21 protein-coding genes are annotated in these 21004 nt (G+C 65.4%); 9 read left to right on the top strand and 12 right to left on the bottom strand.

Going from position 1 to position 21004, the window contains the following annotated elements; genetic code table 11:
* Positions 1-34: 34 nt before the first annotated feature.
* The 4 genes from NY08_RS09680 to NY08_RS09695 are packed head-to-tail and all read right to left on the bottom strand — an operon-like array spanning position 35 to position 4057.
* A complete protein-coding gene (locus NY08_RS09680) occupies positions 35-865 on the bottom strand; it encodes a glycosyltransferase family 2 protein (RefSeq protein ID WP_144407333.1) in 831 nt (276 codons plus the stop codon).
* A complete protein-coding gene (locus NY08_RS09685; RefSeq protein ID WP_045196072.1) occupies positions 862-1869 on the bottom strand; it encodes a glycosyltransferase in 1008 nt (335 codons plus the stop codon). The genes NY08_RS09680 and NY08_RS09685 overlap by 4 nt, the downstream gene beginning before the upstream one ends.
* The gene (locus NY08_RS09690) at positions 1866-2975 is read right to left on the bottom strand and encodes a glycosyltransferase (protein WP_032397620.1); all 1110 of its coding nucleotides are present in this window, start codon (positions 2973-2975) and stop codon (positions 1866-1868) included. Before NY08_RS09690 ends, NY08_RS09685 begins: the two co-directional genes overlap by 4 nt.
* Positions 2972-4057: a glycosyltransferase gene (locus NY08_RS09695; protein WP_045200077.1), complete on the bottom strand. Its 1086-nt coding sequence runs from the start codon at positions 4055-4057 to the stop codon at positions 2972-2974. The genes NY08_RS09690 and NY08_RS09695 overlap by 4 nt, the downstream gene beginning before the upstream one ends.
* A 168-nt stretch (positions 4058-4225) precedes the next feature.
* Here NY08_RS09695 and NY08_RS09700 point away from each other — a divergent pair, with 168 nt between their 5' ends.
* The 4 genes from NY08_RS09700 to NY08_RS09715 all read left to right on the top strand — a co-directional run bounded on the left by NY08_RS09700 (position 4226) and on the right by NY08_RS09715 (position 8633).
* Complete coding sequence (locus NY08_RS09700) at positions 4226-5161, top strand: WcbI family polysaccharide biosynthesis putative acetyltransferase (RefSeq protein ID WP_045196074.1); 936 nt, start codon at positions 4226-4228, stop codon at positions 5159-5161.
* On the top strand, positions 5158-7479 hold the full coding sequence (locus tag NY08_RS26410) for a glycosyltransferase (protein WP_235387150.1): 2322 nt from the start codon (positions 5158-5160) through the stop codon (positions 7477-7479). Before NY08_RS09700 ends, NY08_RS26410 begins: the two co-directional genes overlap by 4 nt.
* An 85-nt stretch (positions 7480-7564) precedes the next feature.
* On the top strand, positions 7565-7795 hold the full coding sequence (locus NY08_RS09710; RefSeq protein ID WP_230596994.1) for a hypothetical protein: 231 nt from the start codon (positions 7565-7567) through the stop codon (positions 7793-7795).
* A gap of 13 nt (positions 7796-7808) precedes the next feature.
* Positions 7809-8633, top strand: a complete 825-nt coding sequence (locus NY08_RS09715) for a CDP-alcohol phosphatidyltransferase family protein (protein ID WP_052050219.1) — start codon at positions 7809-7811, stop codon at positions 8631-8633.
* On the opposite strand, the gene NY08_RS09720 is transcribed toward NY08_RS09715, so the two are convergent.
* The gene (locus tag NY08_RS09720; protein ID WP_052683740.1) at positions 8581-9417 is read right to left on the bottom strand and encodes a YihY/virulence factor BrkB family protein; all 837 of its coding nucleotides are present in this window, start codon (positions 9415-9417) and stop codon (positions 8581-8583) included. The genes NY08_RS09715 and NY08_RS09720 overlap by 53 nt on opposite strands.
* 39 nt (positions 9418-9456) lie before the next feature.
* Positions 9457-9849: an OsmC family protein gene (locus NY08_RS09725; protein ID WP_032398274.1), complete on the bottom strand. Its 393-nt coding sequence runs from the start codon at positions 9847-9849 to the stop codon at positions 9457-9459.
* Between the two features lie 211 nt (positions 9850-10060).
* On the opposite strand from NY08_RS09725, the gene NY08_RS09730 reads away from it, so the two are divergent.
* A complete protein-coding gene (locus NY08_RS09730) occupies positions 10061-11014 on the top strand; it encodes a hypothetical protein (protein ID WP_045196076.1) in 954 nt (317 codons plus the stop codon).
* A 65-nt stretch (positions 11015-11079) separates the two neighbouring features.
* Here NY08_RS09730 and NY08_RS09735 read toward each other — a convergent pair whose 3' ends face one another.
* The gene (locus tag NY08_RS09735; protein ID WP_045196078.1) at positions 11080-12261 is read right to left on the bottom strand and encodes a zinc-dependent alcohol dehydrogenase; all 1182 of its coding nucleotides are present in this window, start codon (positions 12259-12261) and stop codon (positions 11080-11082) included.
* Between the two features lie 125 nt (positions 12262-12386).
* Between NY08_RS09735 and NY08_RS09740 the strand changes: the two genes are divergently transcribed.
* Positions 12387-13394, top strand: a complete 1008-nt coding sequence (locus NY08_RS09740) for an iron-containing redox enzyme family protein (RefSeq protein WP_045196080.1) — start codon at positions 12387-12389, stop codon at positions 13392-13394.
* On the opposite strand, the gene NY08_RS09745 is transcribed toward NY08_RS09740, so the two are convergent.
* Positions 13376-13540 carry a CDGSH iron-sulfur domain-containing protein gene (locus NY08_RS09745; RefSeq protein WP_082074008.1) on the bottom strand — a complete coding sequence of 55 codons (165 nt, stop codon included), beginning with the start codon at positions 13538-13540 and terminating at the stop codon, positions 13376-13378. The genes NY08_RS09740 and NY08_RS09745 overlap by 19 nt on opposite strands.
* 46 nt (positions 13541-13586) lie before the next feature.
* Positions 13587-14273, bottom strand: a complete 687-nt coding sequence (locus NY08_RS09750) for a HemK2/MTQ2 family protein methyltransferase (RefSeq protein WP_045196083.1) — start codon at positions 14271-14273, stop codon at positions 13587-13589.
* A gap of 202 nt (positions 14274-14475) precedes the next feature.
* Here NY08_RS09750 and NY08_RS09755 point away from each other — a divergent pair, with 202 nt between their 5' ends.
* Together NY08_RS09755 and NY08_RS09760 are read left to right on the top strand one after the other, a co-directional pair.
* Positions 14476-14898, top strand: coding sequence for a hypothetical protein (locus tag NY08_RS09755; RefSeq protein ID WP_144407334.1), 423 nt, complete (start codon positions 14476-14478; stop codon positions 14896-14898).
* 47 nt (positions 14899-14945) lie between these two features.
* On the top strand, positions 14946-16145 hold the full coding sequence (locus NY08_RS09760) for an NAD(P)/FAD-dependent oxidoreductase (protein WP_045196089.1): 1200 nt from the start codon (positions 14946-14948) through the stop codon (positions 16143-16145).
* Here NY08_RS09760 and glsA read toward each other — a convergent pair.
* On the bottom strand, positions 16101-17348 hold the full coding sequence (gene glsA, locus NY08_RS09765) for a glutaminase A (protein ID WP_045196091.1): 1248 nt from the start codon (positions 17346-17348) through the stop codon (positions 16101-16103). The genes NY08_RS09760 and glsA overlap by 45 nt on opposite strands.
* A gap of 113 nt (positions 17349-17461) precedes the next feature.
* On the opposite strand from glsA, the gene NY08_RS09770 reads away from it, so the two are divergent.
* Positions 17462-18460: a fumarylacetoacetate hydrolase family protein gene (locus NY08_RS09770; protein WP_052683741.1), complete on the top strand. Its 999-nt coding sequence runs from the start codon at positions 17462-17464 to the stop codon at positions 18458-18460.
* 4 nt (positions 18461-18464) lie between these two features.
* Here the strand turns inward: NY08_RS09770 and NY08_RS26585 are convergent, their stop codons facing one another.
* Together NY08_RS26585 and katG are read right to left on the bottom strand one after the other, a co-directional pair.
* Positions 18465-18599 carry a hypothetical protein gene (locus NY08_RS26585; RefSeq protein WP_254923937.1) on the bottom strand — a complete coding sequence of 45 codons (135 nt, stop codon included), beginning with the start codon at positions 18597-18599 and terminating at the stop codon, positions 18465-18467.
* A gap of 151 nt (positions 18600-18750) precedes the next feature.
* A complete protein-coding gene (katG, locus tag NY08_RS09780) occupies positions 18751-20931 on the bottom strand; it encodes a catalase/peroxidase HPI (protein ID WP_235387235.1) in 2181 nt (726 codons plus the stop codon).
* Positions 20932-21004: the final 73 nt, after the last annotated feature.

Below are 21004 nucleotides of genomic sequence, written 5' to 3' on the forward strand. Positions count from 1 at the left end.
GTCCAGACTCCATTCGGCCGAATTTGGACCCAGCCTAAACGAATCGGTCGGCCGTGCGGCGAATCCGGGAGCCGTCGAACTCGACGAGGCCGCGTGCGGCGAAGGCGTCGAGCCAGCCGATCATCGGCCACCGACCCCATCGATCGAAGAACGTGCGCGCGTTGGTGACGATGTCGTCGAGATGTTCCACCGGAGGATCGGAGACCGGATGGAACTGGTGGTAGGCGTGCGCCCCGCCGACCCACCGCAACCCGATGCCCGACGCCTCCGCGGTCGCTGCGAAATCGGTGTCCTCACCGCCGTAGCCGGTGTAGTCCTCGCAGAAGCCGCCGAGTTCGGCCCAGGTCGCCGCCCCGACCGCGAAGGACAGTGACCAGAACAGGTCGAAGTTGTCTCCGTGCTCGACGGTGTCGACCGGTGGGTTCGGCCGCGCCGGATGCGGCGCGGTCAGAGAGTTCAGGACCTCACCCTCGGCACCGATGTCCTTCTCTTTCAGGTAGGTCACCGGACCACAGAGCAGCGATCGCTCGTTGCCGGGCAGTGTTGCCGCACGCCGGTATCGCTCGATCGTCTCCGGACCGGGGATGCAGTCCACGTCCAGGAACACCAGCAACTCCGCGCCGCGATCGATTGCCGCGGCCGCACCCAGATTGCGAGCACCCGCCAGCGGCAGCGGATGCTGCGCAGGCATCTCGAGATAGATGGCGGGCGAACCGGTTCGGTCGAGCAGGTCGGCAATCATGTTGTCGCCCATGGACACGACGACGTGCTCGACCTGCTCTGCTGTCGATGTACCCAGACCACGCATCTGCGCGGCCAAGTGCTCGTGTCGTCCGGACACCACGGTGACGACGACGGTCTTCACTGTCGCACCGCGCGAGGTGCGGCCTGCTCGATCGCCCTGGCGGCGCGGGCAGGTGCACCCACGGTACGCAATGCCGACCACCGACCGCCACCGATGTCGAGAGCGCGGTTCGCCGCTGCGTGCCACCGCGCGACGGACGGCCACGTGTCGAGCACCTCGGCGACCGACCCGTGGGCCAGGGCCCGTCCGGTGGCCGACTGTTCTTCGAAGGGTCGAGCCTGCGGCACGACGATGGCGGGCACGCCCGAGGCGGCGACGTCGGCGACGGCGTTCTGGCCGGCGTGCGTGACGACGAGTGCTGCCGAACACAACACCGGCCACACGTCGTCCACCCAGTCGCCCCCTGCCACGCCGAGTGCGCGGAACTCGAATCGGGCGTCCACCGCCGACCACGAGTCAACAAGGTCTCGGGTCAGCTCCGTGCCACCGGCGGCACCCAGAACCACCACCGTCGGATCGGCATGGGCAGTGACTCGCTCGCGCTCGGCGAATCGACTGATCGAGCCGGCATAGGTGGTCTTCTCCGCGAAGGGACGCAGCCAGGTCGGGTCGTAGACCTCGCGTGACCACGGCGCGACGATGTGGGTCGCCGCGCGATAGGCGAGGTCGTGAATCGGATCGTCCCGCTCCCCGGGTATTGCCATCACGATCACCCGAACACCCATCAGTCGCAAGAACATCGCCACTTCCACCGATACGTCGACCACCACCGCTCGCGGCCGCTCGCGCGCCACCCACTCCGCGATGATCGCCATCCGCTCGGTCAGACCGTCCACGTCGTGAGGTGCCCAGTGCAGCACCCCTCCGGCCGAACTGTCCTCCGCGGCATCACTTTCGACGGAATCGTCGACGTCGAGCGGAAGCGAGATCCACTCGGCCGCCGCATGCGCTGCCGGTCGAGCGCGCGAGGACAGCACCGTCATCGGCTCTGCCATCGACCGCGCGATGGCATCGGAACGGGTGATGTGACCGACCCCGTGGTGGTGCGCGTAATACCCGATCATGCGATCGCGAGCCGGTCGTCGAGCTTGTCCGCAGCCGCAGCCAGTGTCGAGTGGTACAGCGCCTCGTACTCGTCCACCATCCGATCCATCGAGCACACCTGCTCCGCGCGCGCCCGGACGTCCGACCTTCTCAGCGCTGCCGCCGCGGGGATCGCCGCCGCGAGGCCGTGTACGTCGTCGGCCGCTACCAGCACTCCCGACGATGCATCGACGATCTCCGGTATGCCGCCTCGTGCGAACGCGGCGACCGGAGTGCCGCAGGCGAGTGCTTCCGCCACCACCAGGCCGTACGGCTCGGACCAGACCGGTGAGACGAGCGCTACCTCGGCACCGGCCACCAACGCCGCCAAAGCGGGCTGATCGAGGTGACCGACGTAGCGGATGTTCTCGTCGAGCATCGGCTCGACGAACTCGTGAAAATACTCGAGATTGCTCAGCGGTCCGGCGATACGCAGCGAGCGGCCTGCTTCCTTCGCAGCCGCAATGGCCAGGTGCACCCCTTTCTCGGGGACCACCCGACCCGACCACACCACGTAGTCTCCGCCGGTACCGAACGGCCAGTCCGCCAGGGAGATTCCGTTGCGAATGACGACGGTCCCGGCGGTGACATCGGCCCACTGCGAGGCGGCGAACTCGCTGACCGCGGCAAACGTGTTGGCACCGGGAGGGGCCAGCGCAACTGCGGACTCCAGCCACGCGAACGGCGGTGTGTGCAGTGTCGTCACCATCGGTACCGACAGCGTCGCCGACATCGCCAGCGGCAGGTAGTGCAGGCTGTGGTTGTGCACGATGTCGAAGGACCGAGACAGTGTTCCGGCGAGTTCGAGCATCACCGCCAGATACGCATGATGCTCACGAATCGCGGTGGGTGTGATCGCGACGTCGGCGATGGAGATCGGCGTCAGATCCAACGTCCGCACCGGTAGCAGGGTCGCATCCAGGTCGACGCTCGACCCGTCCGCAGCGAACAGACTCACCTGATGCCCGCGCTCGGTGAGCGCACGCACCAGGTTGTAGACATGTGCCTCCAGGCCGCCCGCGAAAGGCTGTGCCACCGGAAAACTCGATGACGCCAGCACCGCGATGCGAAGTGGGTTCTCGTTCAACGCATCTCCTTGATCACTGCTGAATAGATCGCCGCATGAGTTGCTGCGATTCGTTGACGTTGTTCTGATCTGGTTCCGGAATCGACTGCCGGAACGCGTTCTGCGTGCGATGCCCGCACGGCAGAGACGAGCGAGGCGGGATCGAACGAGTCGATGCCCATCCGGAAGCTGTGCACCCGCGCCTGATCTGCGTAGAAGCCGCAGTCGGATGCGACGACGGCGGTACCGAGGTCGCGGCAGGCCTCGAGCCAGCCCGAGTGTGTTCCGAATCGATACGGCAGCACCGAGACATCGATCGACGACAGATAGTCCCAGAGCGCGTCGTCGTCGAAACGTCGGTGCACGCGTACGTCGACGTCGGGAAAGCTGTTGTAGTCCAGCAGCTTCGCGCCGACCGTCGGGTTGTACCAGTGGCTGGAGTGCTCGAAGACGTCCTCGTCGATGTCCAGTCTCACCGTTGCGTCGGGTAGCGCCCGAGCGGCCTCGACCACAGCGTCCATCACTGCCAACGCGTCGATGTTGGACCTCAGATTCTTGGCGTGGACACCGATGACGAACGAATCCGACACCGGGCGCGGGAGTGCCATCCGCTCGAGCGGCACGACGTGCGGATGCTCGACCACCGTTGCCTCGACGCCCCACCGATCGTGAATCCGAGCAGCAGCACCCGCGGTGAGGGTGATGACGGCGGCGGCCGCGCGAACCAGTACGTCCAACTGCCGGAGGTGATCGGCGTTGTCCGCGAAATGGGGATTGTGCAGGTCGTGGACCGTCAGGACCAACGGCTGCCGGTGGGCGCGTAGATGGTCGACGGTACGGGTGAGCTCGTCCGGGGAAAAGGACTCGAACCCGAAATGCACGTGCAGCACGTCGAAGTCCACGTCAGTCTGTTCGGCTAGCCACCGAGCATCGAGCAACCGTGGCGGCCACCACTGGTTGGGTACGTCCATTCGAACAGGGGCCGGATCGGGCAGCACGATCACCGACGGTTCGGCCGACGCCGCGTGTGCGGAGTCGCCGACGACGCGCTGCAGGTGTCGGACATAGGCGTGCGAGGACGGAACCGATGCAACGCGGATCATGAATTCCTTCGGGGTCGGGCAGGTGGATCGTGCCTGTTCCCGACACGCGATACGTAGCCAGTACCCAGTTGCACCCAGGTTCAATCGGGGTTGGCGAAGCCCGTCCCCCGGGTCTACGTTGACGAGAGAATGGTCCAACACGAACGAGCACACGACGTCGGGGCAAGCATGGACGGGCGCACCCGCCACTACGGCGACTTCTACGGCATATCGAGCGAGCCGAGTCGCTCCCAGCACGACGGACCGCTACTCCTCGTCTGGGGAAATTGCCAGGCCGAGGCGCTGCGCATCCTCCTTGCCTCCGATCCGGCCATGCCGATGCGGACCGTCCGCATTCCACCGGTGCACGAACTCGAATCCTCCGATCTGTCCCACGTCGACCGACTCGTGCGGCAGGCGTCGGTGCTGCTCACCCAACCGGTTCGAGCCGGCTATCGGTCGCTGCCCCTGGGCGTGCCCGATCTGGTCGACGCGCTACCGCCCGACGCCACCGTGGTGCGTTGGCCGGTGCTCCGATATTCGGGGTTGCACCCCTTCCAGGTCATCGTTCGCCACCCCAGTGCCCCGGCTGCAGTTCCGAACATGGTGCCCTATCACGACTTGCGCACGATCCTCGCGGTCCATCGCGGCCTCGGCAGCGACGCGGACTGGGACGTTCCGGTCTCGGAGGACGGTCTACGTCGGGCAGCCGATGCCAGTCTCGACGAGTTGCGTCGACGCGAGGACCGAGACACCGATATCGTTGCGTCCGATCTGTTTCGAGACGCGGGCCGCCATGCCACGCACACGATCAACCATGCGACCAACGTGGTGCTCACCGGCCTGGCTCAGCGAGTACTCGACCACCTGAACACCGGTAGTACGGTCCGGGATCCAGGGCGGGAGCTGCTCGGAGGTGTTCGCGCGCCCGTCGAGGGTCGAGTGCTGAATGCGCTCGGCCTGCACGGCGATCCACGACCGAACTGGTCGGTCGACGGCTCCGACCTGACGCCGGATTCCGTTCACCGCGCTCACCTGCAGTGGTACGCAGCTCGTCCCGAATTCGTCGGCGCGGCCCTCGAACGACACGCCGAGCTGATCCGAACCCTGGAGCTGGCACCGTGACCGGACCGGTACATCATCTGGTGGTGGGACCGAACGAGCACGGGGTCGTCCGCTGCGCCCGCGAATTGGCCTCCGCAACAGGCAGTCCGGTGATCTCCGACCTCGAGCATCCTCCCTCCGACACGGCACTCCACGTGCACTTCACCGACCGGCTGTTCGGACGTAACGCAACCGAGGCCGCAGACGGATTCGCCGCGCTCGCCGAACGCCATCGAGCGCCCATCACCGTCACGGTCCACGATGTGCCGCAGGCATCCGACGGCCACGCATTCGAGGCGCGGAAGGACTGCTACCGACGGGTGATCGACTGCGCGGCAATCGTGGTGGTCTCCAGCATGCACGAGCGACTACTGCTCGAGGACATCCTGGATCGCAGGCACGACGTTCGGGTCATCCCGCTCCCGATCGGACGCGCGGCGGAGCGGACAGCGGACGGCGTCGCCCCGCGAAAGGTCGTCGGCGTACTCGGGTTCGTCTATCCGGGCAAGGGGCACGAGGAGGTACTCGGCGCCATGACGTCGCTGGACGCCGACGTCGACGTTCTCTCCATCGGTTCCGCGTCACCGGGACACGAATCCATGATCGACGAACTCGTTTCTGCTGCAGAGCAACTCGGCCGATCGTTCACCTCGACCGGTTTCGTTCCCGACGCCGAGCTCGACGAGATCCTGCGGTCGGTCGCCATTCCCGTTGCGTTCCATCGACATGTGTCGGCATCGGGTTCGATCAATTCCTGGATCGCGGCAGGCCGTCGACCACTCGTCCCGCGGGGTCGGTACGTGGAGGAGATGGAGACCAACTCCCCCGGGGCCCTGTGGATTCACGACAATTCGATCGAGGGCCTCGCCGCTGCGATGGCAGAGGCTCTACGCCATCCCGACATGACATGGCAGCAGCACGACGTGGTCGCCTACCCCACGCTCGAGCAGGCGGCCGTGCTGTACCGCGCATTGTTCGACGAACAGCGTGCGAAAGCGGCCAAGGAGCTGCCCGACGGCCGGTGGGTGGTACCGGGCAATCGGTGGGATCTCGCCCCGTCTGTCGATCGCAACCCGCGAGTGTCCGTGGTGATTCCATACTTTCGTCAGCAGCGTCAGCTGGAGTTCGTACTCACTGCGCTGACGTTGCAGAGCTATCCGGCCACCCTGCTCCAGGTGATCGTCGCCGACGACGGGTCGCCCGACGCGCCGGACGTCGATATCTTCCTGCCCGCTCTCGACATCACCGTCGTTCGACAGGAGGACCGCGGCTTCCGTGCAGCGGCGGCGCGCAATCTCGGTGCATCGGTCGCCGACGGGGAGATTCTGTGTTTTCTGGACGCGGATACGGTCCCCGAACCCGAGTACATCGCGGAGTCGGTGCGGCTGACCGGGGCAGTTCCCGATGCGCTCACCGTGGGTCGGCGACGCCACGCCGATCTGACGGGCTGGACCGCCGAGGACGTGGCCGGGTGGTTCGGCGGAGGTTCGCACGGACCGCCGGAACTGTCGGAGCCGGGGTGGCTTCGGGACGGGTACTCGCGCTCACGCGACTTGCTCGATGCCGATCGACGTTCGTACCGATTCGTCATCAGCGCCGTGATGTCGTGCAGCCGTGAATTGTTTTCCGACATCGGTGGATTCGACGAGACCTTCGTCGGATACGGCGGAGAGGACTGGGACTTCGCGCATCGCGCGTACGACGCCGGTGCCGTCCTGGCGCACCTGCCTGCCGCCGTCGCCTGGCACGACGGACCCGAATGGGCCGAGCGTACGGGCGGGGATCGGGAACGCAAGAACCTCGAAGCGCTGATGCTGTCTTCCCGCATCACCGACCCGGCCGCTCGTACCCACGGTCTCGTCTATGCCGTGCCCGAGACGATCGTGATCGTCGATGCAACCGGGCACAGCTCGGCGTCACTGCTGTCCACCGTCGGATCGGTTCTGCGCCAACATGACTGCGCGGTGTGGATCGACGGTCCCGACGCAGCGTCGTTGCGAGAGCAGTGGGGTGACGTCGACCCGCGCATTCGTTCGGGTCGGCCCGGCGACACCGGCCGCAGCCATATTGTCGTGCACGTGCGCGGACTCGTACTGTTCGGTGAGCACTCTCTGCGCCGCATGCTGGCAACCGGTGCCGATCGTATGACCGTGGACGTCGGCGGCAGCGGCGTCGTCGAGTGTCGCAGTTCGCGTTCGCGGGCGCGTGCGGCGCGGTGGGCCGATGCACTCGGTCGTGATCCGCTCGACGTGGCCGAGGATCTCTTCGGGCACACGCACCGCACAGCCGTCGAGTTCGGGATCTCGACCGGTGAGCATCAACCGGATCTGTCCTGGTGACGTCGAATACGGCGCGGCAGCGACTGATGGAAGAATATGTATCGGCGGTCGTCGGGGACGACGGAACAGCAAGGTCGGGTGGACGATGAACAGAACGCTGTATTCGATGCTCTGGATGATGGCGATCATCGCTCTCATTGCATTGATCTGGGGCACAGTCGGTTACGTGTACGCCGATGAACACCCACTGCGCCGTGCGGCGTTCGTCGGTGGCGGAGTACTGATCTCGGGATGGCTCATCGTGCTCGCAGCCGTGGGCATCAAGATCTCGCGACTGAAAGCGCGCCGCAGAGCGAGCAATTCCGAGAACGACTGACGAGTCCGCCGAGGTGCGGATTGAGAACGCCGTGGGCGGGTACTCCGCTTCGAAGTCTCGACGCGCAACAGCCGGTCACCTGCTCGTCGAGTTCCTCTCAGTCAGTGGCGAGCAAGGGTTCTCGATGGTCAATCAGCGCAGTACGTCGCAGCAGCACGGAACGTCGGCACGGCCGGCGACTCGCGACGAGTATCTGTCGACGTGGTCGACACTGCACAACGGCATCGATCCTTCCTCGTCCGCGTTGGTCTCGGGTTGGCTTCGCGTGGTCTATTCGCTGAGCGCGCCGCTGGTTCGCGCGTCCGTCTCCGCCCACGCCGTCACCCTCACCGCCGTGGTCGTGGCAGGGGCTGCAGTGGCGCTGTCGCGACCCGGTACCTCCGCACCGTTGATCGCGGCGCTGCTCATCGTGATCTCCGGCCTGCTGGACGGCATCGACGGCGGGGTCGCGATGATCGGCCGTTCCCAATCTCAGTGGGGGTACCTGCTCGACACCGTCGCCGATCGCTGCAGCGACCTGCTGCTGTTGGCGAGCGGTCTCGCTCTGGGTGCCCCGATGCCGCTCGTCGTCGCGGTCGGCGTGGTGACGTTGCTGCACGAGATGGCCCGTGCCCGCGCGGTGGGTTCCGGCATCGAGGACGTCGGCTTCCTGACGATATGGGAGCGTCCCTCGCGGGTGATCGCGGCTGCGGTCACGGCGACGGTCGCCGGGGCAGCGCCTGCTGCTGCGGGGACGTCGGCGACCATCGGGATGTCGGTGACGTGCGCGCTCGCGGCCGTCGGGTTCACCCAGTTGATGTTCGGGTTGCATCGTCGAGCCGATCGAATTCGGCGGTGACCAGCCAGCCGGCGAGTGCCAGTACATGGAACACGAACATCCACAACATGATTGCGACCCCGCCGCCGATCGCGGTGAGGCCTCCGAACGGCGCACCCAGGTCCACCGGTATCGCCAGGAACAAGATGAATCCGTGTACGAATCCGGTGACGATGGACGAGGTGACGAGTGATCCGACGATCAACGCCCGCCAGTTCACCGCGCGTGGCGCGATCACGCGATAGGTCCATGCCAGGGGGACCGACAGGATCACCCACAGGCAGTTGAAGCCGAGGAACACGCGCAGCGTCATGGCACCGATTCCGCCGCCGCCGGTCGACGCGTCGAGCAGCCGCGCGACGCAGAGGACTCCGGCCAGCAAGACCGGTGCGGCGGCGAAGAACGGGACCATCGCCAGTCGACCCCGCCAACCGGTGAACGACTCTCGTGTCGGTGCGAACCGCACGATGGCCCGGCGCAGGCCCTCCCCGTAGAACGTCGCGGGAAAGATGGCGACCAGGACACCGATCGGGCCGAGTTCGACTCCGGCCGTGGCCAATCCATCCACCGCCGCGCGAGCACCCAGGGCGTCGGGCAACAACGCCGACATGGCGTCGAACCCGCCGCGTACCCAGTCCGCCGACACCAGCAGGGTGCAGGCGCGGATGGTCAGCAGCAGTAGCGGCACCACAGCGATGACGGCGTAGAAGGTCAAGCCGCCCGCGATCAAGGTGGTGTCCTCGCGGGCGAACCCGGCTTTGATCGCGCCGACTGCGCGCGTGGCCCGCGTGCGTATCGAGGTCATCTCGCGCGAGCACCGAGTAACGCGCCGACCGCAACGGTGTCATTCAAGGGTGATGTCCACACCATCGATGACCTTGAGAAACGGGCAGATCGAGGTTGCCTGCGCCAGTACCGCTTCGGGATCGTCGGTGCCGGGAAGAGATACTGCGAGGGCGAACGTGGCGTCGTAGCCGGATGCATCCGAGTCGGTGAGTACGACGGTGCCCTTCACTGCGAGGTCGTCGACGCTACCGCCGACGGTTCCGAGCGCGATACGCAGAGACTCGACCAGGCAGCTCGACAGAGCGGCAGCCATCAGTTGCTCGGGGTTTGTGTGCTCCCCCGGCCCTCCGAGTTGCTTCGGTTCTCGCACACCGAGGGACAGAACCCCGTCGTCGGAGGTGACTCCCGTCGCGGTGGCAGAGACAGTTGCTGTGTACAGCTCGGTGTTCATCGATGTCGGATGTCCACTCGGCAGCCGATCGAAACCGGCGGAGTCCACGCGCCCGGGTCGAGACCGAGGGGTACGTGTCGATGTTCACACATCGGATACATCAGTTTGACCAAACCTACCGACGGGTAACGCTGTGTAAGGGTCGAGCATCACGCTGTGACCCACAGGCATCGGCCAGAGCAAACGACCACCGAACCGAAAGGGGAGCACCATGAGCACATCCACGTTGATCGCGCAGTTGCGTATTGCACTGCAGTTGACGAACACCGAAGTCCAGATCGCGGAAACTCGCGTCGTTCAGGCGCGCACCGAGGCGGTACGCAGGGAGTTGACTCAGAACGCCGCGAACGGCCGTGAGCGCGCGGCAGCCATCGAAGAAGCAATCCGCGGACTCGGCGGACTGCCCGAACTGGTCGCACCGTTCCTGGGGCGCACACTCGCCGCCGTCAAGACGGTCGCGGAGCAGGCGCAGCCGTTCGACGAGGCCCTGCTGGGCGATCTCGCACTCGAGCAGCAGCTGCTGGGCCGCGCCAAGTACATCAAGGCACTGGCCACGGCAGCGAACGAGCCCACCGTCGTCGCGTTGGCGACCCGGCTGGCCACAGCGCACAGCGCAACGGTGGAGTGGCTCGAAACCGTGCTCGCCGAAGACGCACTCGGCGGACCCGCAGCGCTGCGCCGCACTCCGTTCCAGGCCGCCACGGGCACCGCAGTCAAGATCGTCAATGCTCCGGCAACCTGGTCGGCACGCGGTCTCGACCGCGCACTGGACGCAGCCCGAGCCACCCCGGATCGCCTCGCCGCTCTGCTGGGCCGCGGAGCTCACGCCGGTGACGTGGCAGTCAAGACGCTGACGGCGAGCCGCGATGCAGCACTCGAGGCAGCCGAGGACGTCACTCGTAGCGAGGGAGTCGACACCGTCGCCGACGCGATCCACACCGCACGGTCGGCCAGCGGAACCCTGGACGCCGACGAGCTGCCGATCGCGGACTACGACGACCTGAACGTCTCGGACGCCGTTGCCGCCATCAAGGACCTTACGAACCCGACCGACGTTCGCACCGTCGTGGCGTACGAAGAGGCACACAAGAACCGCCACGGAGTCGTGTCCGCAGGACAGACGCGCGTGGCAGCAATCGCCAAGGATGTCATCTCGATCGACTGACCTTCTGCGAATACCGATGCGGCCCGTGAACTTCCGGGCCGCATCGCTGTATTCGAAGCAACCCGCTAGGGCTCGAGCAACACCTTGATGGCACCGTCCTGCTTCTTCTGGAAGATCTCGTATGCGTGCGGGGCTTCGTCGAGCGAAAGCTCATGCGTGGCAAACGAATCGACACCGAGCGGGTCGTCGTCGCCGAGCAGCGGCATGATGTCGTCCACCCACCTCTTGACGTTCGCCTGGCCCATGCGGAGCTGAATCTGCTTGTCGAACATGGTCATCAGCGGCAGCGGATCGGCCATACCGCCGTACACACCGATGATCGAGATGGTTCCGCCGCGTCGAACGATGTCGATCGCAGAGTACAGCGCGCCCAGTCGATCGACACCGGCCTTCTGCATCATCGGCGCAGCAACGGCATCGGGGAGCATGCCGACGATCTGCTGAGCGAGTTTGCCGACCGGAGATCCGTGCGCCTCCATGCCCACCGCATCGATGACGGAATCGGTACCCCTGCCGTCGGTCATCTCACGAATGACGTCGCCGACGCCACCGCTGTGCTCGGCCAGGTTCACCGTCTCGATGCCCCGTGCCGCGGCGCGGGCGAGGCGCTCGGGGACCAGGTCGACGGCGATCACGCGTGCGCCCTTGTGCTGCGCGATGCGTGCTGCCATGTCGCCGATGGGCCCGAGACCGAGAACCGTCACCGATCCCCCGTCGGGAATCGCCGCGTACTCGACCGACTGCCAAGCGGTGGGCAGTACGTCGGAGAGGTATACGAATCGCGAATCCGGCGGTCCCTCCGGCACCTTGATGTGCGTGAACTGCGCCTGCGGCACGCGGAGGTACTCGGCCTGCCCACCGGGGACCTGACCGTAGAGCTTGGAGAAGCCGAACAGTGCCGCGCCCATTCCCTGTTCGCGAACCTGTGTGGTCTCGCACTGGGTGTACAGGCTCGAATTGCACATGTAGCAGTGTCCGCACGAGATCTGGAACGGAATGACCACTCGGTCTCCGACTGCCAGATCGCCTGTCTGCGAGCCGACTTCCTCGACGATGCCCATCGGCTCGTGCCCCAGAACGTCACCTTCGTCCATGAAGGCTCCGAGCGTTTCGTACAGATGTAGGTCCGAGCCGCAAATGTTGGTGGTCGTGATCTTCACGATCGCGTCCGTCGGAAGTTCTATCCGCGGATCGGGAACGGTGTCGACGCTGACTTTTCTCTTGCCCTGCCAGGTCACTGCGCGCATGACGTCCTTCCATCGAAGCGACTTCGAAGTTCGATGTCGCTGCACTGCGCATTGCCTGTTGTGACAGGTCACAAACACATATGCCTGCAGTGGTTGGTACTGCCCGACAGCGGGTAGCCACCACTATGACCGCGTTGTTCTCAGTCGATCCGTCCACCGCTCGATCTCCCGCCCTACCCACCCCCTGCGGGCCGATCTCGGAAGCCGTCACCCGGTCGCTGGCTGCGGGTGTGCCGACCGGAACCCCGGTGATGCCCGATCCGATCGAGGCCGATCCCACGTCCCGAGACGTGCAACTCGCGCTTCTGATCTGCTACGAACTGCACTACCGCGGGTTCGAGGGCGTGGACGACGCCTGGGAGTGGGACCCCGAGCTCCTCCGCCTACGAGGAGGGCTGGAATCCGCTTTTCTGCGATACGTGCGAGAGAACGTGGAACCCGGCACCGACGCAGTCGCGGAGATGGACGCGCTGTCGATCGAAGCGACCTCGGGGAGCGGCCCCTCGTGGTTCCTTCGCGACGAAGGTTCGTGGGAGCAGATGCGCGAGTACTTCGTGCATCGGTCCGTCTACCACCTCAAGGAAGCCGACCCGCACGCGTGGGCCATCCCCCGTCTTACGGGCCAGACCAAGGCCTCCTACGTCGCGGTCGAATTCGACGAGTACGGCGGCGGCAAGGGCGACCGCCTGCACCAGCATCTGTGGGCCGAATCGATGGTGGCGGCCGATCTCGATCCGACGTATCTCGGTTATGTCGATCGCGTCCCGGCACAGACACTGGCCTGGGTCAATCTCATGTCGTTGTTCGGTTTGCATCGAGGGCTGCGCGGTGCCACCGTGGGCCACTTGGCGGCAACCGAGATCACGTCGTCGCCCGGCTCGCAGCGCTACGTGCAGGGACTGCGGAGGCTCGATGCACCGTCGGCATGCATCGCGTTCTACGCCGAGCACGTCGAGGCGGACGCCGTGCACGAGCAGGTGCTACGTCACGATGTGGTCGGCACTCTTCTTCGCCACGAGCCCGAACTCGAAGCAGATGTGGTGTTCGGAATGCGCGCACTGGATTTCGTCGAGAACGAACTCGCCGACCACGTGATGCGACGATGGTCGGCCGGTCAGTCCTCGCTGGACTGAGAGGGTCGCCTCTTCGCGCGGTGGCTCGTGTCGCACAGCGGATAGCTCTTGCTCCGCTTGCACGTGCACACCGCAACGACGAAGCGGTCCGACTCCACTTTCGTGCCGTCGTCGAGTTCGATGTTCACCGGTCCGTCGATCAGCATCGGGCCACCACGAACGATTCTCACCGTCGTCCGCGTGCCGGCCGAGTCATCGCTTGTCGCCACGAATCACCACCAACTCCTCCGTTCGACGCCCCGGAGCCAACAGACCGCGGGCTTCGAGCCACTCGGCACGGCGGTGCATCACCGGGCCGAAATCGATGGATTGCCTGCTCTCTTCGACGACCGAGAATCCGTTGTCCGCGAGCATGTCGACGGTGCGTCGCGGCCCGGAGAACTCGGAATGTACGACCAGCAGTATCCCACCCGGAACCAACAGCGAGGCGGCTGCCAGACACAGCGGGTCGAGCACCATGCGGCCGTCCTCGCCTGCGTCCCAGGCCCGGTGAAGCCCCATTCCGGTCGGCTCTACCTCGGACGGAACGTACGGAGGATTGCACAGCACGACGTCGAACGATTCGAGTGCGTCCGCCTCGGCAAGGGAACCCAACCTGACGTCCACCTCGACGCCCACCGAGCGCGCGTTGCGCTGCGCGCAGTCGACGGCCCGTGCGGAAATGTCGAACGCGACGACCTCACGGGCACCCAACAGTGCGGCGGTGATGGCCACGGCACCGCTGCCGGTGCACATGTCGAGCACTCGCGCACCGGGAACGATGCCCGTCGTGGCGGCGATGTCGCACAGCAGTAGCGAATCCTCCTGCGGTTCGTACACTCCGGGATCGGCGTGCACGGCCGCCAGGGTTCTGGCGGATTCGGTTTCGGCTGTCGTCATCGGCGTGCCTCCCACAGAGTAGCGATCGAAGTCGTATTCCCGTGAGACTCGCAGTCAAACCCGTTGGTGTTTCGATGCTTACGATCCGGCCTCCCGGGGTAGTCCTGTCGAGCGTGGTTGAGGAGTAGCCCGCCGTCCCCGAATGTCGACTGTCGATTTCTCACGTGCACCCGGTGGGGAGTTCGGCTGCACAGGAGTGTCCATGATCGTCGTACCGTCCATTACGCCACGCCTCGCGGAGGTCGTTCCGTCGTTGTCCGAGTCGTCGAGTTTCGAACCCGAGATGACGCTGTCGGTGAACGAGAGCGCGGGTGCCGACATCATCGTGCGAGTGATCGGAACGATCGGTGACGCGGACGTCCCCGTTCTCGCCGAAACACTCGGCGAGGCCGCCGAACGCGGACGCACGTTGATCCTCGATCTGTCCTCGGTGGCAGGCGTCGCCACAGGCGTCCGCTCCGTGCTCGACGCCACCTCCATCCGACTCGGACGATGGAATCAGAAACTGGCAGTGGTGCTTTCACCAGATCTGCAGCAGTCCGTCATCGGTCTAGTACCGGAGCGAGTCGACGTTCGTCGCTCGACGACCGAGTCCGTGGCGGCACCGGCAGCAGACACCAGGTGATCCGTTCGGCGACGGTATGGCCTGCGGATTCGCGAGAGGTGTCGTAAGTGACCACCCCGAGCAAGACCTACGACGTGCTCGTCGTCGGCGGAGGCAACGCAGGCATCAGCGCGGCTGCGCGACTGCTGAAGAAGGGCATCTCCGACGTCGCTGTCATCGAGCCCGAGCACGTGCACACGTACCGTCCACTGCTGTCCTACGTGGGCTCCGGTCAGGCAGCGCTGACCGAGGCGGAACGCACACAGCGTTCGGTGATTCCGACCGGATGTATCTGGCTGGAAGACTCGGTGACAGCGATCGATCCGGTGAACCGTCTGGTGCGATGCACGTCCGGCAGGGCGTACGGCTATCGAGACCTCGTACTCGGCCAGGGTCTCGTGGTGGATACCGACGCCTTGCCCGGAGTACACGCGGCACTCGAATCCCCCGGTGTTGCAAGCAATTACCTCGACCGAGCAGAAGCCACCTGGCAACTGACACGGGATCTCCCCGTCGGCAGCAGTGCTGTGTTCACAGTGCCCCGCCCACCGGTGGGCTGTACCGGCACCACGCTCAAGCCGTTGTTTCTCGCAGCGGACCACTGGATCCGCAGCGGGCGCCTGCCAGGAATCGACATCACACTGGTGGTGGATCGACATCGAATGTTGGGCAATCCCGAGCTCGACGCCATCGTCGTCGGGCGACTACGCGAGCTCGGCGTGCGAATACTCCCCCGCACCGCAGTGACGGCTCTGCATCCGGAGACCGGACACATCACCGTCACGGACCACGACGGCGTCGACGATCGCATCCGCTACGACATGCTGCACCTCGTACCGCCGTTCCGCGGTCCGACGTGGCTGGAGGAGTCGAACCTGACCGGATCTGCGGCGCACGGTGTCGTCGACATCGACGGTCGGACTCTGCGCCACCGGGTGTATCCGGAGGTCTGGGCCGCGGGTGACGGAGCAGCCATCGACACCGACTCCTCGGGTGGCGCACTGCGCAAACAGATCTCGATTCTCGTCGACAATCTGATCGCAGCGCGTAGCGGGAAACCGTTGTCGGAGTACGACGGCTACACCGTTGCCCCCATCGCCGTCGGCGCACACAGCTTGATCGCCGCCGAGTTCGACCGCACCGGAACCCTGACGCCGTCGTTGCCGTCGTTCCTCGATTCGCTGAAACCCAGGCGCTCCGCCTGGGCCTTCGACCGATACGGCCTACCGCTGTCCTACTGGAACATGATTCTCGCCGGCCGACTCTGACCGGTCGGGCGACTCCATGAACCCGTCGGGGTCGTGAGCGACGACCCGATGTCCGTCGTCGTCCAGGGCGCGAAACGCATCGCGCAGGAGCCGTCGAGCCGCGCCGTCCATGGCACGTACCTCACTGAAATCAACTGTAGTACAGGTGCTTTCGCCGAAACCGTCGGCCAACCGAGCAATGACCGCCTCTGCACCCGCGAACCGAAGATCGCCCTGCAGTTCCACGGTGGTCACGCCGTCCGCCTCGGTCACGCTGCGGATGGCCGATTCACCGCTGGGCGCGACGTGCATCATGTGCAGGCCCAGATCGCGCGAGAGTCTCTCGAACACCGCCACCCCGCGCACACTGTTGCCGTGCTCGTTCAGTCTGGGTGAGACGACGGCAATACCCACCTGACCCGGCAACACTCCGATGATCGCCCCGGCCACTCCGCTCTTGGCGGGTATACCCACTGTCGCGAGCCAGCTGCCACTGCCGTCGTACATTCCACAGGTCGCCATGACCGCCAGTACGTGGCGATCGATCGCCGAATCGAGTACCTGTTCGCCCGTCCGAGGATCTTTGCCGCCGTTCGCCATCACCGCGGCGATCCGGGCCAGGTCGTTACAGGTCACGGTCACCGCACACTGACGCGCATAGCCGTCGACGACATCGGCGGGCTCGGCTCCGAGGTGGCCGACCGACTTCAGCAGGTGCGCGATCGCGGTGTTCCGATCGTCGGATTCCAGTTCGGCCTCGTACACCTGACGGTCGACGGAGAGTTCGCGGCCTGCCATCCTGCTCAGAAGGTCCGACATTCGTCCCGCCCGCTCTTCGCTCCCGTGGCCTCGAATCATCGAATGCACCGCCAGCGCACCGGCATTGATCAACGGGTTCCGCGGCCTTCCGGTCTCTGCTTCCAGCGATATCTCGTTGAACGAGTCGCCCGACGGTTCGACGTCGACGGCCTCGAGCACCGCCTCGATGCCGTTGTCCTCGATGGCGAGCGCATATGCGACCGCTTTGGCTATCGATTGGATCGAGAATTCGGTGTCGGTATCGCCCGCTCCGTGCAGCGATCCCCCGACGGTGGCGAGTGCGACCGCGAACGTGTCGGGATCCGCCGAGGCCACTACCGGGTTGCCCTCGGTCACGGTCCCGCCGTCGAACTCTCGACAGTCCTCCAACACGGATGCGAGATATTCGGGAACAGGCGATCTCATGTGTCCACGCTAGTCCTCGACGAACAGGCCTTGACATCGCGGCCGTACTGCCGCTTACACTCCTGGTTCCTCAACCGTTGTAGGGCCCCTCCCGCGAAGATCGGATTCCTGACGTGCGATTGCGACGCCTGATCGCTGCCGACTCGACAGATCGTCTGGCCGTGTACGCACCCGAGTCCGGCGCCTGGGTCGATCTCGATGCCGCAGTGTCGACGCTGGGTGCCGACGAGGTTCTGCGCCCACTCACCCGCACGGTGCTCGGATTTCTCGACGCCGGCGAACGTGCTCGCGACTCGGCTCGGTCCGTGGTGCAGCGCGCGGTGTCCGAGGGAGTTGCGGTGATCGACCGACCGGCACCGACACTGCCGGTGGTTCCGGCGTCGCTTCGGTGCTTCCTCGGCTGGGAGGCGCACTGGGATCTGGCTGCGCACAACCTGGTTCGCCGTAACCTCCCGAGAGCGGTCCCCTTCATCCGCGGGTTCGAGGCCGTCACACGGTCGACGTTTCCTGCACTCCGTCCGGGACCGGGGTTCGACGACCATCCGATCTACTACACGGGCAATCACCTCACCGTCGTCGCCGACGAAACTTTGGTCGAGTGGCCGTCCTACAGCCGGGCACTGGATTTCGAGCTCGAGTTCGGAGCCGTGGTGACCAGGCCCGTTCGCGACGTGTCCGAGCGGGAAGCCACCGCTGCGATCGGTGGATACGTGGTGTTCGACGACATCAGTGCTCGCGACACCCAGTGGGAGGAGCAGCGCCGCACCCCGTTCGGCCCGGTGGTCAAGACCAAGACCTTCGCCAGCTCCATGGGAGCCGACATCGTCACCGCCGACGAGGTGTCACCGTATCTGGACTCGTTGACGGCCACCGTGACGGTCGACGACGAAGTGTGGTCGACCACGGGCACCGCAGGCATGCGGTACTCGATCGGAGAATCACTCGCGTACGCCAGTCGCGGCGAGAACGTCTACCCCGGTGAGCTGTTGACCTCCGGCACGCTTCCCCGCGGATGCGGCCTGGAGCTCGACCGCTGGATAGCCCCGGGCGATCGCGTCGAACTGAGCATCGAACGAATCGGATCGGTTGCCAACACGATCGGTACTCGCTGAGGATTCAGCGCTCGATGTCGGATTTGTCGGTGGAGGCATCCTGGAACATCTCCAGGAACGACCCGAAGCCGGATGCTCCCTTGCGTGATTCGTCCATGTTGTGGTCGACGGCTCCTGCCGCCCCCTCGTCGTGTGTCATGTCTTGTAGCTTTCCGCTCGCAAATTGCAGCGAGCCGGGGACCGAGGACACGAATCGGCAACGAAAGGTCACGGACCGGTAACGACGAACTCGAAGCTATGGATGGATCGAGCACGGTTTCCATCCATAACTTCGAGTTCGGTAGAGAAGGTCAGGCCAGCTCGAACCGATCGAGCATCATGACCTTGTCCCACGCCGCCACGAAGTCCTGAACGAACTTGTCCTTGGCGTCGTCGCAGGCGTAAACCTCGGCGAGAGCGCGCAATTCGGAGTTCGATCCGAACACCAGGTCGTTACGGGTTCCGGTCCACTTCGTCTCACCGGTCGCGGCATCCTTGGCCTCGTAGATGCCGTCCTCAGCGGTGGGGACCCATTCGGTGCCCATGTCGAGGAGGTTGACGAAGAAGTCGTTGGTGAGCGTTCCGACCTTGTCGGTCAGGACGCCGTGCGACGACTTTCCGAAGTTGACTCCGAGCACACGCAGTCCGCCGACCAGCACGGTCATCTCGGGTGCGCTGAGCGACAACAGGTTTGCCCGATCGACGAGGGAGTACTCCGCCGGAAGCTTCTGGCCCTTACCGAGGAAGTTACGGAAACCGTCCGCCTTGGGCTCGAGGTCGGAGAACGAATCGACGTCGGTCTGCTCCTGCGTCGCATCCATGCGGCCCGGGGTGAACGGAACGCTGACTCCCGCCGCTTTCTCCAGTGCGGCAACGCCGCCGAGGACGACGAGGTCGGCGAACGAAACCGTCCCGGAGAACGACTGCTGGATGCCTTCGAGCACGCGGATGACCTGTGCGATCTCGTCGGGCTCGTTGACCTCCCAGCCTGCCTGCGGCTGCAGACGCAGACGGCCACCGTTGGCACCGCCGCGCTTGTCGCTGACGCGGAACGACGACGCCGCGGCCCACGCAGCCGAAATCAGCTGATCCTGAGTCAGTTCGGAGTCGAGGATCGTCTGCTTGAGCTCGGCGATCTGCGCCTCACCGATCAGCTCGTGATCGACGGCCGGGATCGGGTCCTGCCAGAGCAGGGTCTCCGAGGGAACCTCGGGGCCGAGGTAACGCGACACCGGTCCCATATCGCGGTGGGTGAGCTTGAACCAGGCCTTCTGGAACTCTTCTGCGAGCTCCTCGGGGTGGTCGAGCCAGCGACGGGTGATCTGCTCGTAGATCGGGTCGACACGCATCGCGATGTCGGAGGTCAGCATCGACGGGTGGCGACGCTTGGTGGGATCGGCGGGGTCGGGAACGAGATCTGCGCCCTCACCGTTCTTCGGACGCCACTGGTGCGCGCCTGCGGGGCTCTTGTAGAGCTCCCACTCGAATCCGTACAGCGTCTCGAGGAAGCTGTTGTCCCACTGGGTGGGCGTGGGCGTCCAGATGACCTCGAGGCCACTGGTGATCGCGTCCGCACCGACACCGCTCTGGTAGCTGTTCTTCCAGCCGAGGCCCATCTGCTCGATGGGTGCACCCTCGGGCTCGGCACCGATGTACTCGTCGGGATCGGCTGCGCCGTGCGTCTTGCCGAACGTGTGCCCACCGACGGCCAGTGCCGCGGTCTCGATGTCGTTCATGGCCATCCGGCCGAAGGTCTCGCGGATGTCCAGCGCGGACTGCACCGGGTCCGGGTTGCCGTTGGGGCCTTCGGGGTTGACGTAGATCAGACCCATTTGCACTGCGGCGAGCGGGTTCTCGAGGCTCGTGCGATCACCGTCGTAACGCTCGTCGCCCAGCCAGGTCTGCTCCGGGCCCCAGTAGACGTCCTCGTCCGGCTCCCAGGCGTCGACGCGTCCGCCGGCGAAACCGTAGGTGGGCAGACCCATCGATTCGATCGCGACGTTGCCGGTGAGCACGATGAGGTCGGCCCAGGAGAGCTTGCGGCCGTACTTCTGCTTGATCGGCCAGATCAGCCGGCGAGCCTTGTCCAGGCTGGCGTTGTCCGGCCAGCTGTTCAGGGGTGCGAAGCGCTGCATGCCCGCTCCGGCACCGCCGCGTCCGTCCTGCTTGCGGTAGGTGCCCGCGGCGTGCCACGCCATGCGGATGAAGAAGGGGCCGTAGTGACCGAAGTCGGCAGGCCACCAGGGCTGCGAGTTGGTCATGAGCGCTTCGATGTCGCGCTTGACCTCGGCGAGGTCGAGGGAGTTGAACTCGGCGGCATAGTCGTAGTCGGCACCCATCGGGTCGCCGACGGCCGGGTTCTTCTTCAGAATCTTGAGGTTCAGAGACTTGGGCCACCACTCGCGGTTGCTACCGCCCTCGACGGGCATCGGCATCGAGTCGTGCATGACGGGACACTTGCCACCCGACTCCTGCGGCTGATCCTCGTTCATCTCTTTTTCGCGTGTTGTGTGATCTTCTGACACGTGCTTCCTTCCAGGGTCTGACGATCGGGCTGTGATCGAG

The organism is Rhodococcus sp. B7740 (assembly GCF_000954115.1).
Classification (GTDB): Bacteria; Actinomycetota; Actinomycetes; order Mycobacteriales; family Mycobacteriaceae; genus Rhodococcoides.